The sequence below is a fragment of the Castellaniella daejeonensis genome (assembly GCF_039523555.1).
GTDB classification, from domain to species: domain Bacteria; phylum Pseudomonadota; class Gammaproteobacteria; order Burkholderiales; family Burkholderiaceae_B; genus Castellaniella; species Castellaniella daejeonensis.
On the sequence record NZ_BAAAFN010000015.1, the window covers coordinates 393,286 to 405,906 of the forward strand.

Below are 12,621 nucleotides of genomic sequence, written 5' to 3' on the forward strand. Positions count from 1 at the left end.
GCCCGAAGCATGCTGTGATGGAGATTTCCTGCGGAAGGACACGCCATTATGCTGCATCTGCCGATCGGCCGCTGGCGCGACTGGATCCCCGCCGACTGCCCTGGTTGCGGCCGGCGCCAGGGCGGCCAGGGGTTGTGTGCCGCCTGCCTGGCGAGCCTGCGGCCCGACCCGGCGAGGCCATGCTGCGGGCGCTGCGCGCATCCCCTGGACGAAGTGGGGGGGTGCCCGGACTGCGGTCCCGAACCACCGGCCTACGACCGCGTGGTGGCGGCCTTCGACTATGCCGGGCTGGGCCGCGACCTGATCCGGGATTACAAGATCCGCCGCCGCCTGTCCCTGGCACGGCCGCTGGCAGACCTGCTGGTGCGGGCGGTGCTTGCCGGCGAGGCCGGGAACCCGCGGCCGGACTGGGTCGTGCCGGTGCCCGCCCGGCGCGAGTCGCTGCGGCGGCGTGGTTTCAGCCCGCCGGCCGAGGTGGCCCGGCTGCTGGCCCGCCGGCTGGGCCTGCGCTGCCATCTGGACGGGGTGCGGCGGATGCGCGAAGGAGAACGCCAGGCGGTGCTGGACCGCGCGCTGCGCCTGCGGGCCCAGGTCGGGGTCTTCACGGCCTTCGGGGCCGCAGGCCGACCGCACCCGGCGCCGCCGGCGCATCGGGCATTGTCGGGGTCTGCGGCCGATTCCGCGCGGCCTTTGTCCGGCCGACGGATTGCGGTGGTGGACGATGTGCTGACCACGGGCGCGACGCTGCAGGCGGTGGCGTCGGCGCTGAAGGAAGCCGGTGCCGTCCGGGTGGAAGGCTGGGTCCTGGCCCGCGCCGTAAGCCCCGGAAGCGGAAGAGACGGCGGGCGGGGCCGCGGCCGGGTTCTACAATAGGGCCCGCCGGACCGGCTCTCGAACGCGGGCGGGGCCGGCGACAAGCCAGCGTGCGGCGATCCGCCGCGCGGTCCATGCCGATTCCGCTTCCATGTTCCACATCGTCCTCGTCGAACCCGAAATCCCGCCCAATACCGGCAATGTGATCCGCCTCGCCGCCAATACCGGAACCTTCCTGCACCTGGTGCGCCCGCTGGGCTTCACGCTGGACGATGCGCGCATGCGACGGGCGGGCCTGGATTATCACGAGTGGGCGCGCATGCAGGTGCATGACAGCCTGGACGATGCGCTGGCCGCGATCGGCGGCGATCCCGCGCGGCGCTTCGCGCTGACCACGCGCGGCTCCGTACTGATCGGCGAACGCGATTTCCGGGCGGAGGATGTGTTCGTGTTCGGGCGTGAAACCGCCGGCCTGTCGGACGCGCAACTGGCGCTCTTCCCCCCGGCGCAGCGCATCCGCCTGCCGATGCAGCCGCAGCAGCGCAGCCTGAACCTGTCCAATGCCGTGGCCGTCACGGTCTTCGAGGCGTGGCGGCAGGCGGGTTACGCGGGCGGCATCTGACCCGCGCCGGGCGTCATTCGTCGCGCGGATCCCGCGCCAGCAGGGCGGCCACGGCCTGGGTCGGAGCCACGCCGCCGAACAGCACGTCGCAGACGGCATCGGTGATGGGCAGGTCCAGCCCGTGCTCGCGGCCCAGGGCCTGCGCGGCGCGCGCGCAGCGCACCCCTTCGGCGGTCATGCCGCCCGCCAGGATGTCGTCCAGCGATCGTCCCTGGCCGATGGCCACGCCCACCTGGCGATTGCGGGACAGCTCGCCCGTGGCGGTCAGGACCAGGTCTCCCAGCCCCGTCAGGCCGATGAAGGTATCCGCCTGTCCGCCCAGGGCCACGCCCAGGCGCTGGATTTCCGCCAGCCCGCGGGTGATCAGGGCGGCGCGGGCATTGGTGCCCAGCCTCAGCCCGTCGCTGATGCCGCAGGCGATGGCCATGACGTTCTTCAGTGCGCCGCCGACTTCCACACCCATGACGTCGCGGGTGCCGTAGATGCGCGCCTGGGTGCCGTGGAAGGCCGCCTGGGCGGCACGGCCGGTATCCGGATCGCGGCTGGCGACCGCCAGGGCAACCGGCAGCCCCTGGGCGACCTCGCGGGCGAAGGATGGACCCGACAGCACGCCGGTGCGCAGCCAGGCGGTGCCGGGCAGCGTTTCGGCGACGATCTGGTGCGGCCACTGGTGCGTATCGGGGCTGATGCCCTTGCAGGTCCACAACAGGTGGACCGGTGCGGAACCCGGGACGCGGGCGGGCAGCGCCTGGGCAAGACGCCGGCAGACGTCGGCCAGGCCCGACATGGGCACGCCCAGCACGATCAGGCGGTCGGCCTGATCGGGGCCTTCCAGGACGTGCGCCAGCGCGGCGCCGAAGTCAGCCGTGGCCCGCAGGGCGGGCGGCAGGGCGATGTCGGGCAGGTGGCGCGGATTGACGTGCCGCTGGCCGATGGACAGCGCCTGGTCCGGGTCGCGGGCCCAGATCAGGGTGTCGGACCGGGCGCTGGCCAGGGCCGCCAGGGCGGTGCCCCAGCTGCCCGCACCCAGGACGCAAAGCCGGACCGGCGCCATGACGTGCGGGCCCCGCCGGTCAGTTGCGGGCGCCGGGCGGCAGGATCAGGCCGGAGTCTTCGTCCTTGGCCTGTTCCGACTGCTGCGCCAGGCGCTGTTCGTACAGGGCCTGGAAGTTCATCTCGCTCAGGTGCAGCGGCGGCAGCGAGGTGCGCGTGATCGCGTCGGCGACGTTGGCGCGCAGGTAGGGATAGAGCATGGTCGGGCAGACGATGCCCAGCAGCGGATCGAGCTGTTCCGCCGGGATGTTGGCGGCCTCGAAGATGCCGGCCTGGCAGAGCTCGACCAGGTACAGGACCTTGTCGCCGATGCGCGTGGTCACCGTGGCGGTCACCGTGGATTCGAACACGGTTTCCGCCAGGCGCTGGCCGCCGACCTGGATCGAGACCTCGACCGTCGGGCCTTCCTGTTCGAGGAAGATTTCCGGCGCGTTGGGCATTTCCAGCGACAGGTCTTTGACGTAGGTGCGCTGCAGGCCGAAGCTGGGGGCCTGGCCGTTCTGGGAGTTGTTTTCGTCGGACATGGGGGGATTCCGGAGTGGGGTGGGAGGCGGCGCTGGGCCGTGTGGGGTCAGGCCTGCAGCAGGGGCAGCAGGCCGCCGGCGCGGTCCAGCGCCGAAAGGTCGTCGAAGCCGCCGATGTGGCGTTCGTCGATGTAGATCTGCGGGACGGTGCGCCGGCCGGTGCGTTCCATCATGATGGCGCGCTGGGCCGGGTCGCGGTCGATGAAGATCTTGTGGATCTCGCTGACGCCGCGCTGCTTGAGCAGCATCTCGGCGCGCACGCAGTAAGGGCACACGGAGGTGCAGTACATGGAAACTTGGGCCATGAGGGGATGTTTTCCGGTCAGGATTTCTTCAGGGGCAGGCCGCCTTCGGTCCAGGCGTTCAACCCGCCATCGAGGCAGGATACCCGATCGAAGCCATGCTTGCGCAATTGGGCCACGGCCTTGGCGCTGTCGCGCCCATGGGCGTCCACGAGCACGATGGGCTTGTCCTTGGGCAGGCTGTTGACGTGCGACTCCAGCGTGTCCAGGGGGATGTTGCGGGCCTGGGCGATGGCGCCGGCCTTGAACTGGTCGGCGGGCCTGACGTCCACGAACAGGCCGTGTTCCTGGTTGACCAGGCGGATGGCTTCGGCCAGGGCGACGCGCCCCGTCGAGCGGCCTCTGGACAGGCTGGGCCACAGCAGCAGGCCCCCGGAAGCCAGGGCGATGAGCAGGATCCAGATGTTGTTCTGGCTGAGTAAGAAGTCCACGGCGATTCCTGTCCTGTAACGGCGGTAAAAAAACAAATGCCCGGGGATTATAAAATGGTCGGCAGTTTTGGACTTTGCGGGCTGCGAACATGCACAAACTGGTACTCATGCGCCATGGCGAAAGCCAATGGAATCTCGAAAACCGTTTCACGGGCTGGACCGACGTGGATCTCACCGAAACCGGCCGCGAACAGGCGCGCCAGGCGGGGGAACTCCTGCGCGCGCAGGGCTATGAATTCGATCTCGCGTTCGCCTCGGTGCTCAAGCGCGCCATCCGCACGCTGTGGATCGCGCTGGATGCCATGGATGCCATCCATACGCCCATCGGCCTGAACTGGCGGCTGAACGAACGCCACTATGGCGCGTTGCAGGGGCTGAACAAGGCCGAGACCGCGGCCCGTTACGGCGAAGCCCAGGTGCTGCAATGGCGCCGTGCCTATGCGATCGCCCCGGACCCCCTGGCCGAGGACGATCCGCGCCATCCGCGCTTCGACGCCCGCTACCGCCGGGTGCCGGCCGGCGAGCTGCCGGCCACGGAATGCCTGCGCGACACGGTGGCGCGCGTCGTGCCTTTCTGGAACGAATCCATCGCGCCCGCCATCCGCTCCGGCCGGCGGGTGCTGGTCTCGGCCCACGGCAACAGCCTGCGCGCCCTGATCAAGCACCTGGACGGCATTTCGGACGAGGACATCGTCGGCCTGAACATCCCGACCGGTCAACCCCTGGTCTACGAACTGGACGACGATCTGCGTCCCCTGCGCCACTACTACCTGGGCGACGAGGAGCAGATCCGCGCCGCCATGCAGGCGGTCGCCAACCAGGGCAAGGCAAAGGCGGTCTAGCGTCCACCGGTCCCGACCCGATCATGAGCCTCATCCTGCGGGCGCCCGGCCGTCCGCGCAGCCTGCGCCGGATCCGCGCGCCCCGGTGGCCGGTGCATGCCCTGTGCCTGGCGGCCGCCCTGGCCTGCCAGGCGGCCTGGGCCGATTCAGCCCTGGAAGCACGCCAGGCGCGCGCCCGCGAAGACAGGGCCGCCCTGCGCACGCAGATCGAAGCGCTGCAGAAGCGCATCGAGTCGTCGGAATCCTCGCGCGAGGACGCCAGCCGTGCGCTGCAGGCCTCCGAGCAGGCGATTTCCGACATCAGCCGCGAGCTGGCCGAACTGGATCGGCGTGAAACGGTGCTGCAGGACACCCTGCGCCGGCTGGACGCGGCCAGCAGCGAGCAGTCCGGCGAGCTCGAGCGCCAGCAGCAGGCGCTGGCGGCGCAGTTGCGCGCCCAGTATGCCAGCGGCCTGTCGCCCTGGACTGCCCTGCTGTCGGGTCGGGATCCCCAGGAAATTGGCCGCGAGCTGGCGTGGCTGGCCTACGTCACCCGGTCCCGCACCCAGGCGCTCGATGCCCTGCGGGCCACGCTGGACCGTCTGGCCGGGCTGCGGCAGCAGACCGACGACAGCCGCCGGGAACTCGATGCGGTGCGGGCCGACGTCCGCAAGCGCCGCGAAGACCTGCAGGACCAGCAGGCGCAGCGCCGCGAGGTGCTGGAAAAGATTCGCGCCCGGCTGGACGAGGAGCGCGGCCACGCCAAGCAGCTTCAGGCGCGGGATGCGAGGCTGGGCAACCTGATCCAGGAGCTGGATGCCGAGATCGCACGGGCCGAGGCGCGGCGCCAGGCCGCCCTGAAGGCCGAAGCCGAGCGACGCGCGCGCGAACAGGCCGAACGCGCCCGGGCCGAAAAGGCCCGCCGCGAACAGGAGCGCGCGCGTGCCGCCGAGCAGGCGCGCAGGATCCGCGAGCAGGCCGAGCACCACGTGCAGGAAGAGCAGCCCGCTCCGCAGCAGCCGGACGAGGCCGGACAGGCCGAAACCCAGGCACCGCCGCCCAAGGAGCCGCAGCCCGGGGGCGCGGCTGCCGCCCGCATCGAACCCGAGGGCGGCTTTCCCGGCCTGAACAAGGGCCTGCCGCATCCCGTGGCGGGCCAGGTCCAGGGGCGTTTCGGCACGCAGCGGCCCGAAGGCGGACTGTGGCGCGGCATCGTGCTGCGCGCCCCGGCGGGCACGCCGGTGCGCGCCGTGGCACCGGGCCGCGTGGTGTATGCGCATTGGCTGAGCGGTTTCGGCAATCTGCTGATCATCGACCACGGCAAGCAGTACCTCAGTATCTATGCCTACAACCAGTCCCTGCTGCGCCAGGTCGGCGACGTGGTGGCGCGCGGCGACGAAGTGGCCCGGGTCGGCGCCACGGGCGGCCAGGTCGAGCCCGGCCTGTATTTCGAGTTGCGCCACAACGGCGCCCCCATCAACCCGGAGATTTGGATGAGGCAGGACACAAAATAGTCCCCTGCGGACTATTTTGTGCCTGCCGAATCGGAGCGCCTTGCAAGGCGCGAGGTGGAGGGCTGCTACGGCTGGAGATGTCCCCGCAGACTATTCCGTGCCTAATTTTTGTACTATGTACCATTCGTCGAGCAAGGCGCGACCGCGCCGCCGCGACGGCCCGAAAATCGCTTAGGAACGTGCATGAGCACTCGAAACAATCGGTCGTTGAGTTGGATTCTGATGGGTTTCCTGGGGGGAATCCTGGTCAGCCTCGGCATTTCGGCAGCGGCCCAGAAGGGCGAACCGCTTCCGCTCAAGGCCTTGCAGCAGTTCGCGAATGTCTACGGCGCGATCAAGTCCAGCTATGTCGAGCCCGTGTCCGACCAGACGCTGATCGACGACGCGATCAAGGGCCTGTTCTCCGACCTGGATCCCCATTCGGTCTATCTGGACGAGGAAGCCTACAAGCAGATGCAGGACATCACGCGCGGCGGCTTCGGCGGGCTGGGCATCGAAATCGGCACCCAGGACGGCATGCCCAAGGTCATCGCACCGATCGAGGACACGCCTGCGGCGCGTGCCGGCATCCTGACGGGCGACCTGATCACCCATATCGACGGCGAGCCCACCAAGGGCATGAGCCTGAATGACGCCGTCAAGAAGATGCGCGGCGATCCCGGCACCCCGATCGACCTCACGGTCCAGCGCGCAGGCAGCGCCAAGCCCCTGAAATTCCACATCGTGCGGGAAATGATCAAGACCCGCAGCGTGCGCGGCAAGATGCTCGACGACGGCATCGCCTATGTGCGCATCAGCCAGTTCCAGGACCGCACCACGTCCGACCTGGTGCGGATGCTGGCCAGCCTGTCGAAGAACCAGACGCCCAAGGGCCTGGTGCTGGACCTGCGCAACGACCCGGGCGGCCTGCTGGACGGCGCCATCGGCGTGTCCTCGGCCTTCCTCGAGCCCGGCAAGCTGGTCGTGTCGACCAAGGGGCGCATTCCGTCCTCGAACGAAGAGTTCTATGCCCGGCCGCTCAACGGCAGCCATGGCGTCGAGGACGGCGGACAGCTGCCCGCCTGGACGCGCACGGTGCCGATGGTCGTGCTGGTGAACGTCGGCTCGGCATCGGCTTCGGAAATCGTGGCGGGGGCCCTGCAGGACTACAAGCGCGCTCGCATCATCGGCAACCGTACGTTCGGCAAGGGCTCGGTGCAGTCCGTCCTGCAACTGGACAAGGACACGGGCATCAAGCTCACCACGGCGCGCTACTACACGCCCAGCGGCCGTTCGATCCAGAACACCGGGGTATCCCCCGACCATGTGGTGGACGACAGCGCGGCGGGCAATCTGTTCCGCATGCAGCGCGAGGTCGACCTGCAGCACCACCTGGAAACCCAGTCCGGCGCCCAGGCGGGCGATGCGGACGATGGGGATTTCGTCCAGGGCGAGATCAAGATGTTCGAATTCGGCGGCGCCGATGACTGGCAGCTGCAGCAGGCCATCAATGCCTTGCAGGGCCGTCCGGTCCGCAAGTCCGACCCGGCCCTGGTGCGGCAGGCACGGGCCCAGGCGCAAGCGGAAGGCGCGGCTGGCGCCTCGGCAACGCCCGCGGCCGAAGACGCGAACAATACGGCCAGGAAGCCCGCTCCGCCGGAAAAAAAAACCCTGAATAACGGGGGCGATGGGGTCGAACGCTACCGCGTCACCCCGGAAGGCCTGATCAGGGTTCCGTGATGGGCGATGCATCCGCCCTGGACGACGCGAGGCTGACGCGCTATGCCCGGCACATCCTGCTCGACGAACTGGGTATCGAGGGCCAGGAACGTCTCCTGGCTGCCCGCGTCCTCATCGTGGGCGCCGGTGGCCTGGGGTCCCCGGCGGCGCTGTACCTGGCCGCCGCGGGCGTGGGGCGGATCACTCTGGTGGACGATGACGTCGTCGAACTCAGCAACCTGCAGCGCCAGGTTCTGCATGCCATGGCGGATCTCGGGCGGCCCAAGGCCGAATCCGGCCGGGACTCGCTGCTGGCCCTGAATCCGGACATCCATGTGCAGGCGCTGGTCGAGCGCCTGGATGACGCGCGCCTGGCGGCGCTGGTCCGCGAGGCCGACGTGGTCCTGGACTGCAGCGACAATTTCGCCACCCGGCATGCCATCAACCGTGCCTGCGTGGCGGCCCGTGCGCCCCTCGTCTCGGGGGCGGCGATCAAGTTCTCGGGGCAGATCAGCGTCTACGACCTGCGGGACGCGCAAGCCCCCTGCTATCACTGCCTGTTTCCCGAAGCCGACGATGTCGAGGAACTGCGCTGCGCCACCACCGGGGTGCTGGGCCCGCTGGTGGGCATGGTGGGCAGCGTTCAGGCCGCCGAGGCCATCAAGGTGATCGCCGGCATGGGCGAACCCCTGGTCGGCCGGCTGCTGTCGGTCGATGCCCTGCGCATGCAGTGGCACACGATCCGGTTCAGGCGCGACCCGGATTGCCCGGTATGCGCCCGGCGCGGGCCCGCAGCAGCAGCGTCCCCAGGCGGTTGATCCGCGCGTCCACGTACAGGTCGCGGCCGTTGCGCTGGCGGGAAAAGGGCGTGCCGGGATGGTAGAGCCAGACCGTGCGCATGCCGACCTGGCGGGCCGACTTGAGGTTGCGCTCGGTATCCTCGACCAGGATGATCCGGCGGGGCGGCACGCCCAGCCGGGCGGCCACCATGCGCATCAGCCCGAGCGAGGGCTTGGGCCGCGCCAGGCCCATGGGCATCATGTGGTCGATGGCCCACAGGCCGTCGAATTCCTGCAGGATCCCCAGCGCGGCCAGCACCCGGCGGGCGTAGTGGGCCGGCGCATTGGTCAGCACGATGCGCGTGCCCGGCAGGCCGCGCAGGCGGGCGGCCAGGCCGGTCTCGGCATGCACCAGCGGGGCGATGTCGAAGTCGTGGCAGGTCGCCAGGAACTGGCGCAGGTTCACTCCATGGTGACGCGCCAGGCCGATGGCGGTGGCGCCGTAGCGTTGCCAGTAGCGCAGGCGCAGGGCGTCGGCCTGGTCGGCAGGCAGGTTCAGGGCCTGGGCCACGGCGGCGCCCATGCGTCGGTCGATGGCGCGGAAGATGCCGCGCGAGGCGTCGTGCAGGGTGTTGTCCAGGTCGAACAGCCAGACCGGATCGTCCGGGTCGATGGCCCGCCGACGCCGCAGGGGGCTGGGCGCGCGCAGGGGAGTCACCGGGCGCTCCCGCGGATGAAGCGCACCTGCGCCGGGCAGGGCATCAGTGCGAGCTGATCATGGTGCCTACGCCGCGGTCCGTCAGGATTTCCAGCAGCAGGCAGTGCGGCACGCGGCCGTCGATGATGTGCACCGAGTTCACGCCGTTGCGGGCCGCGTCCAGCGCCGAGGAGATCTTCGGCAGCATGCCGCCCGACAGGGTGCCGTCCTGGAACAGCGTGTCGATGGTCTGGGCCGACAGGCTGCGCAGCAGCTGGCCGCTCTTGTCCAGCACGCCCGGGGTGTTGGTCAGCATGACGAGCTTTTCGGCGCCCAGGACTTCGGCCATCTTGCCGGCGACGACGTCGGCATTGATGTTGTAGGCCTGGCCGTCTTCGCCATAGCCGATCGACGAGATGATGGGAATGAACTGGTCGTCCTGCAGCGCCTTGACCACGGCCGGCTCGACCCGTTCGATATCGCCCACGAAGCCGATGTCCAGGGTTTCGCCGGGGTGTTCGGGATCGGGCATGAGCTTCTTGCGCGCCTGGATCAGGCAGCCGTCCTTGCCGGTCAGGCCGACGGCCTTGCCGCCGGCTTCGTTGACCATCATGACGATGTCCTGCTGGACCTGCCCGCCCAGCACCCACTCGACGACTTCCATGGTTTCGGCGTCGGTGACGCGCATGCCCTGGATGAAGGTGCCTTCCTTGCCGATGCGCTTGAGCGCGCTGTTGATCTGCGGGCCGCCGCCGTGCACCACCACGGGATTCAGTCCGACGAGCTTCAGCAGCACCACGTCGTGGGCGAAGCTGCGCTGCAGGTGTTCGTCGGTCATGGCGTTGCCGCCGTACTTGATGACGACGGTCTTGCCGTGGAATCGGCGGATGTAGGGCAGGGCCTCGGAGAGGACTTCGGCCTTCAGGGCGGCCGGCGTCTGGGAAGAAGTATCCTGGTCGGTGTGCGTCATGTCAGGAGGCCAGTGCCTGTTCGACCGTGGCCATGAAGGCCTTTTCGTCGTAGTTGCCGAGATAGCGCTTGATGATGCGGCCCTGCTTGTCGATCAGGAAGGCCGTGGGCGTCAGGCGCACGTCGCCGAAGGCCTGCGCGATCTTGCCCTGGGCGTCGATGACCACGGGGAAAGGCAGCTTGCGCGTTTCGGTGAAATTCTTGACGTAGTTGGGCGGGTCGTACTGCATGGCCACGCCGATGGTGTCGAAGCCCCGGGATTTCAGTTCCTGGTAGTGGCGGATGGTGTCGGGCATCTGCGCCACGCAGGTGGTGCAGCTGGTGGCCCAGAACTTGACCAGCACGACCTTGCCGCGCAGGTCGCTGGTGGTGACCGTATGGCCGTTCAGGTCGGTGAAGGCGACGTCGGGCGCCGCCTGCGCGGAGCCCTGGAATTGCCAGAGGGCGGCGATGGCGATCGCCGCGACGGCCACCAGGCCAAGGATGGACTTTTTCATTGCACGGGCATGGTTTGGGCGCCGCCGTCGCCGCCCACGGGCGGCGTGGCGGAGGTGCCGGATGAATCACTGGAATCGCTGACGGGCGCCTTGCCCTGCTGGCCGGGCTCGGTGAGCAGGCTTTCACGCGCCACGATCGTGAACAATTTTACGACTTTGTTGACCCCCGAAATACCTGCAGCGACGGTGGCGGCGCGGCGGCCTTCTTCTTCGGTGACCTTGCCCATCAGGTAGACGACCCCGCGTTCGGTCGTGACCTTGATGGTGCGGAAGGGCACGTTCTCGGTGGCGACCAGCTGGCTCTTGACCTTGGATGTCAGCCAGGTGTCGTTGGTGCGCACGCTGAGCGGCGTGATGTCGCCGACCCGGATGTAGTTGTCGACCAGGCGGACCTTGGTGATGCCCCGGGCGATGGTCTCGGCCTGCTGGCGGTCGGCTTCGGTGGGGACGTCGCCCACCAGCAGCAGCCGGCCCGCGTACGATGTGCCCAGGACGCGGGCCTTGTCGCCGAAGGCTTTGTTCATCTCGCTGGAGACGCGCAATTCGATCGTCTGGTCGTCCACCTGTTCGCCGGCGGTGCGCCGGTCGGTGGCCACGACGGCGGAGGTGGCGGCCGTGCCGCCCACGACGAACAGGCCGCAGCCCGACAGGGCGGGCAGGCAGGCGAGGCCGATCAGGAGGCGGGTGAGCATGCGGGCGGAAACGGTCATCAGAGAGGGTCTCCCAGAAGCAGGGCGTCGATGCCATCGCACATGGCGTGCAGCAGCAGGATGTGGACTTCCTGGATGCGCATGGTGCGATCGTGCGGGACGCAGAGGTGGATATCGGTCTCGTAGAGCAAGGAATTGATCTGCCCGCCGCCTTTGCCGGTCAGGGCGATGATCTGCATGTCGCGTTCGTGGGCGGCTTCGATGGCGCGCAGGACGTTGGGCGAATTGCCGCTGGTGCTGATGGCCACCAGGATGTCGCCGGGCTGGCCCAGGGCGGCCACCTGGCGTTCGAACACGGCGTTGAAGCCGTAGTCGTTGCCCACGGCGGTCATGATCGAGGTGTCGGTGTTCAGGGCGATGCCGGCCAGCGGCAGGCGGTCGCGTTCGAAGCGGCCGACGAGTTCGGCCACGAAGTGCTGGGCATCTGCGGCGGAGCCGCCGTTGCCGCAGGCAAGAATGCGTGCATTGTTGGTCAGGGCGCCGAACAGCAGATCGACCGCAGCGGCCAGGGCGGGGGCCAGTTCGCGGGCGCTGGAGCGGAACGCGTCGACGGCGTCGTCGAAGTGCGACGTCATGCGGGAGGTCATGTCCATGCGCCGATTATCGCATGAGCGCGCCGCGCTGTTACGTGTGAACGTAACAAGTTTCCGGGCGGACGCAGGGGGTCGGGGCCGGCGAGGGGAATCAGGCGCGGAAGGCGTCGCGAATCCAGCAGGGCTGGCCGGCATCGAAGGCGATCACGTCGAAGCGGCAGGCCGGCGCAGCCCCGCCGAAATGCCGCCGCGCGAGCCGCGGCAGGAAATGGCGCGCGGCCCGGATCAGCCGGGCCTGCTTGGGGCGGTTTACACTGGCGGCGGCGCCGCCGAAGTGCGGATTGCGGCGTTCCCGCACTTCGATGAACAGCAGCAGGGCGCCTTCGCGGGCCACCAGGTCGATTTCACCGGCGCGGCAGCGCAGGTTGGCCGCCAGGATGCGCACGCCCTGCGTTTCCAGGTGGTGCGCCGCCCGCATCTCGGCCGCGCGGCCCTGGCGCTGGGTGGGGGAACCGCGCGCAGGCAGGGCGGCGGCCGCACCGGCGGCCGGCACGGCACGGCGCAGCCGGCGCTTGCGGCGCGCCACTGCCTGGCGCTGGGCCTGCCGGGCGGCTTCGTAGGGATCCGCGGGCATGGGAAAACCAATCGGCATGAGGAA

Annotated in this window: 16 protein-coding genes; 6 read left to right on the forward strand and 10 right to left on the reverse strand. The window is 69.3% G+C overall.

Annotated elements, in window-relative coordinates:
* The first annotated feature begins 48 nt into the window (after window positions 1–48).
* Both ABD022_RS11530 and ABD022_RS11535 read left to right on the forward strand, forming a co-directional pair.
* A complete protein-coding gene (locus tag ABD022_RS11530; protein ID WP_343821401.1) occupies window positions 49–873 on the forward strand; it encodes a ComFC family protein in 825 nt (274 codons plus the stop codon).
* 91 nt (window positions 874–964) lie between these two features.
* Window positions 965–1,435: a tRNA (cytidine(34)-2'-O)-methyltransferase gene (locus tag ABD022_RS11535; protein ID WP_343821403.1), complete on the forward strand. Its 471-nt coding sequence runs from the start codon at window positions 965–967 to the stop codon at window positions 1,433–1,435.
* Between the two features lie 13 nt (window positions 1,436–1,448).
* Here ABD022_RS11535 and ABD022_RS11540 read toward each other — a convergent pair whose 3' ends face one another.
* The 4 genes from ABD022_RS11540 to ABD022_RS11555 are packed head-to-tail and all read right to left on the reverse strand — an operon-like array spanning window position 1,449 to window position 3,745.
* Window positions 1,449–2,489 carry an NAD(P)H-dependent glycerol-3-phosphate dehydrogenase gene (locus ABD022_RS11540; protein ID WP_325124344.1) on the reverse strand — a complete coding sequence of 347 codons (1,041 nt, stop codon included), beginning with the start codon at window positions 2,487–2,489 and terminating at the stop codon, window positions 1,449–1,451.
* Window positions 2,490–2,508: 19 nt separating this feature from the next.
* Entirely contained in the window at window positions 2,509–3,012 is a 504-nt protein-coding gene (secB, locus tag ABD022_RS11545) for a protein-export chaperone SecB (RefSeq protein ID WP_325124343.1), read from the reverse strand.
* Window positions 3,013–3,059: 47 nt separating this feature from the next.
* Window positions 3,060–3,317, reverse strand: a complete 258-nt coding sequence (grxC, locus tag ABD022_RS11550; protein ID WP_325124342.1) for a glutaredoxin 3 — start codon at window positions 3,315–3,317, stop codon at window positions 3,060–3,062.
* 17 nt (window positions 3,318–3,334) lie between these two features.
* The gene (locus ABD022_RS11555) at window positions 3,335–3,745 is read right to left on the reverse strand and encodes a rhodanese-like domain-containing protein (RefSeq protein WP_325124341.1); all 411 of its coding nucleotides are present in this window, start codon (window positions 3,743–3,745) and stop codon (window positions 3,335–3,337) included.
* A gap of 89 nt (window positions 3,746–3,834) precedes the next feature.
* Here ABD022_RS11555 and gpmA point away from each other — a divergent pair, with 89 nt between their 5' ends.
* The 4 genes from gpmA (at window position 3,835) to ABD022_RS11575 (ending at window position 8,596) form a co-directional block, all read left to right on the forward strand.
* A complete protein-coding gene (gene gpmA / locus ABD022_RS11560; RefSeq protein WP_325124340.1) occupies window positions 3,835–4,587 on the forward strand; it encodes a 2,3-diphosphoglycerate-dependent phosphoglycerate mutase in 753 nt (250 codons plus the stop codon).
* Between the two features lie 23 nt (window positions 4,588–4,610).
* Window positions 4,611–6,080 (forward strand): murein hydrolase activator EnvC family protein, encoded by a 1,470-nt coding sequence (locus ABD022_RS11565; RefSeq protein ID WP_325124339.1) that lies wholly within the window; start codon window positions 4,611–4,613, stop codon window positions 6,078–6,080.
* A 183-nt stretch (window positions 6,081–6,263) separates the two neighbouring features.
* Window positions 6,264–7,799, forward strand: a complete 1,536-nt coding sequence (locus tag ABD022_RS11570) for a S41 family peptidase (protein WP_325126029.1) — start codon at window positions 6,264–6,266, stop codon at window positions 7,797–7,799.
* A 17-nt stretch (window positions 7,800–7,816) separates the two neighbouring features.
* A complete protein-coding gene (locus ABD022_RS11575) occupies window positions 7,817–8,596 on the forward strand; it encodes a HesA/MoeB/ThiF family protein (protein ID WP_325126033.1) in 780 nt (259 codons plus the stop codon).
* Here the strand turns inward: ABD022_RS11575 and ABD022_RS11580 are convergent.
* From ABD022_RS11580 to ABD022_RS11605, 6 genes are all read right to left on the reverse strand, one after another.
* On the reverse strand, window positions 8,526–9,275 hold the full coding sequence (locus tag ABD022_RS11580) for a pyrimidine 5'-nucleotidase (RefSeq protein ID WP_325126027.1): 750 nt from the start codon (window positions 9,273–9,275) through the stop codon (window positions 8,526–8,528). The two genes, ABD022_RS11575 and ABD022_RS11580, sit on opposite strands and share 71 nt — an antisense overlap.
* A gap of 43 nt (window positions 9,276–9,318) precedes the next feature.
* A complete protein-coding gene (gene argB, locus ABD022_RS11585) occupies window positions 9,319–10,224 on the reverse strand; it encodes an acetylglutamate kinase (protein WP_325126025.1) in 906 nt (301 codons plus the stop codon).
* Window position 10,225: 1 nt separating this feature from the next.
* The gene (locus tag ABD022_RS11590; RefSeq protein WP_325126023.1) at window positions 10,226–10,720 is read right to left on the reverse strand and encodes a peroxiredoxin family protein; all 495 of its coding nucleotides are present in this window, start codon (window positions 10,718–10,720) and stop codon (window positions 10,226–10,228) included.
* Window positions 10,717–11,430: a BON domain-containing protein gene (locus tag ABD022_RS11595; RefSeq protein ID WP_325126022.1), complete on the reverse strand. Its 714-nt coding sequence runs from the start codon at window positions 11,428–11,430 to the stop codon at window positions 10,717–10,719. The genes ABD022_RS11590 and ABD022_RS11595 overlap by 4 nt, the downstream gene beginning before the upstream one ends.
* Window positions 11,430–12,023 carry a phosphoheptose isomerase gene (locus ABD022_RS11600; RefSeq protein WP_325126020.1) on the reverse strand — a complete coding sequence of 198 codons (594 nt, stop codon included), beginning with the start codon at window positions 12,021–12,023 and terminating at the stop codon, window positions 11,430–11,432. Before ABD022_RS11600 ends, ABD022_RS11595 begins: the two co-directional genes overlap by 1 nt.
* Window positions 12,024–12,114: 91 nt before the next feature.
* A complete protein-coding gene (locus ABD022_RS11605; protein WP_343821408.1) occupies window positions 12,115–12,615 on the reverse strand; it encodes a YraN family protein in 501 nt (166 codons plus the stop codon).
* Between the last annotated feature and the right edge of the window lie 6 nt (window positions 12,616–12,621).

What these genes read in the sequence shown, in the direction of transcription:
- ABD022_RS11540 (WP_325124344.1), bottom strand. Translation starts at nt 2,489, where the DNA reads ATGGCGCCGGTCCGGCTTTGCGTCCTGGGTGCGGGCAGCTGGGGCACC.
- ABD022_RS11605 (WP_343821408.1), bottom strand. Translation starts at nt 12,615, where the DNA reads ATGCCGATTGGTTTTCCCATGCCCGCGGATCCCTACGAAGCCGCCCGG.
- secB (WP_325124343.1), bottom strand. Translation starts at nt 3,012, where the DNA reads ATGTCCGACGAAAACAACTCCCAGAACGGCCAGGCCCCCAGCTTCGGC.
- ABD022_RS11595 (WP_325126022.1), bottom strand. Translation starts at nt 11,430, where the DNA reads ATGACCGTTTCCGCCCGCATGCTCACCCGCCTCCTGATCGGCCTCGCC.
- ABD022_RS11600 (WP_325126020.1), bottom strand. Translation starts at nt 12,023, where the DNA reads ATGGACATGACCTCCCGCATGACGTCGCACTTCGACGACGCCGTCGAC.
- ABD022_RS11535 (WP_343821403.1), top strand. Translation starts at nt 965, where the DNA reads ATGTTCCACATCGTCCTCGTCGAACCCGAAATCCCGCCCAATACCGGC.
- ABD022_RS11565 (WP_325124339.1), top strand. Translation starts at nt 4,611, where the DNA reads ATGAGCCTCATCCTGCGGGCGCCCGGCCGTCCGCGCAGCCTGCGCCGG.
- ABD022_RS11590 (WP_325126023.1), bottom strand. Translation starts at nt 10,720, where the DNA reads ATGAAAAAGTCCATCCTTGGCCTGGTGGCCGTCGCGGCGATCGCCATC.
- grxC (WP_325124342.1), bottom strand. Translation starts at nt 3,317, where the DNA reads ATGGCCCAAGTTTCCATGTACTGCACCTCCGTGTGCCCTTACTGCGTG.
- ABD022_RS11570 (WP_325126029.1), top strand. Translation starts at nt 6,264, where the DNA reads ATGAGCACTCGAAACAATCGGTCGTTGAGTTGGATTCTGATGGGTTTC.
- argB (WP_325126025.1), bottom strand. Translation starts at nt 10,224, where the DNA reads ATGACGCACACCGACCAGGATACTTCTTCCCAGACGCCGGCCGCCCTG.
- gpmA (WP_325124340.1), top strand. Translation starts at nt 3,835, where the DNA reads ATGCACAAACTGGTACTCATGCGCCATGGCGAAAGCCAATGGAATCTC.
- ABD022_RS11530 (WP_343821401.1), top strand. Translation starts at nt 49, where the DNA reads ATGCTGCATCTGCCGATCGGCCGCTGGCGCGACTGGATCCCCGCCGAC.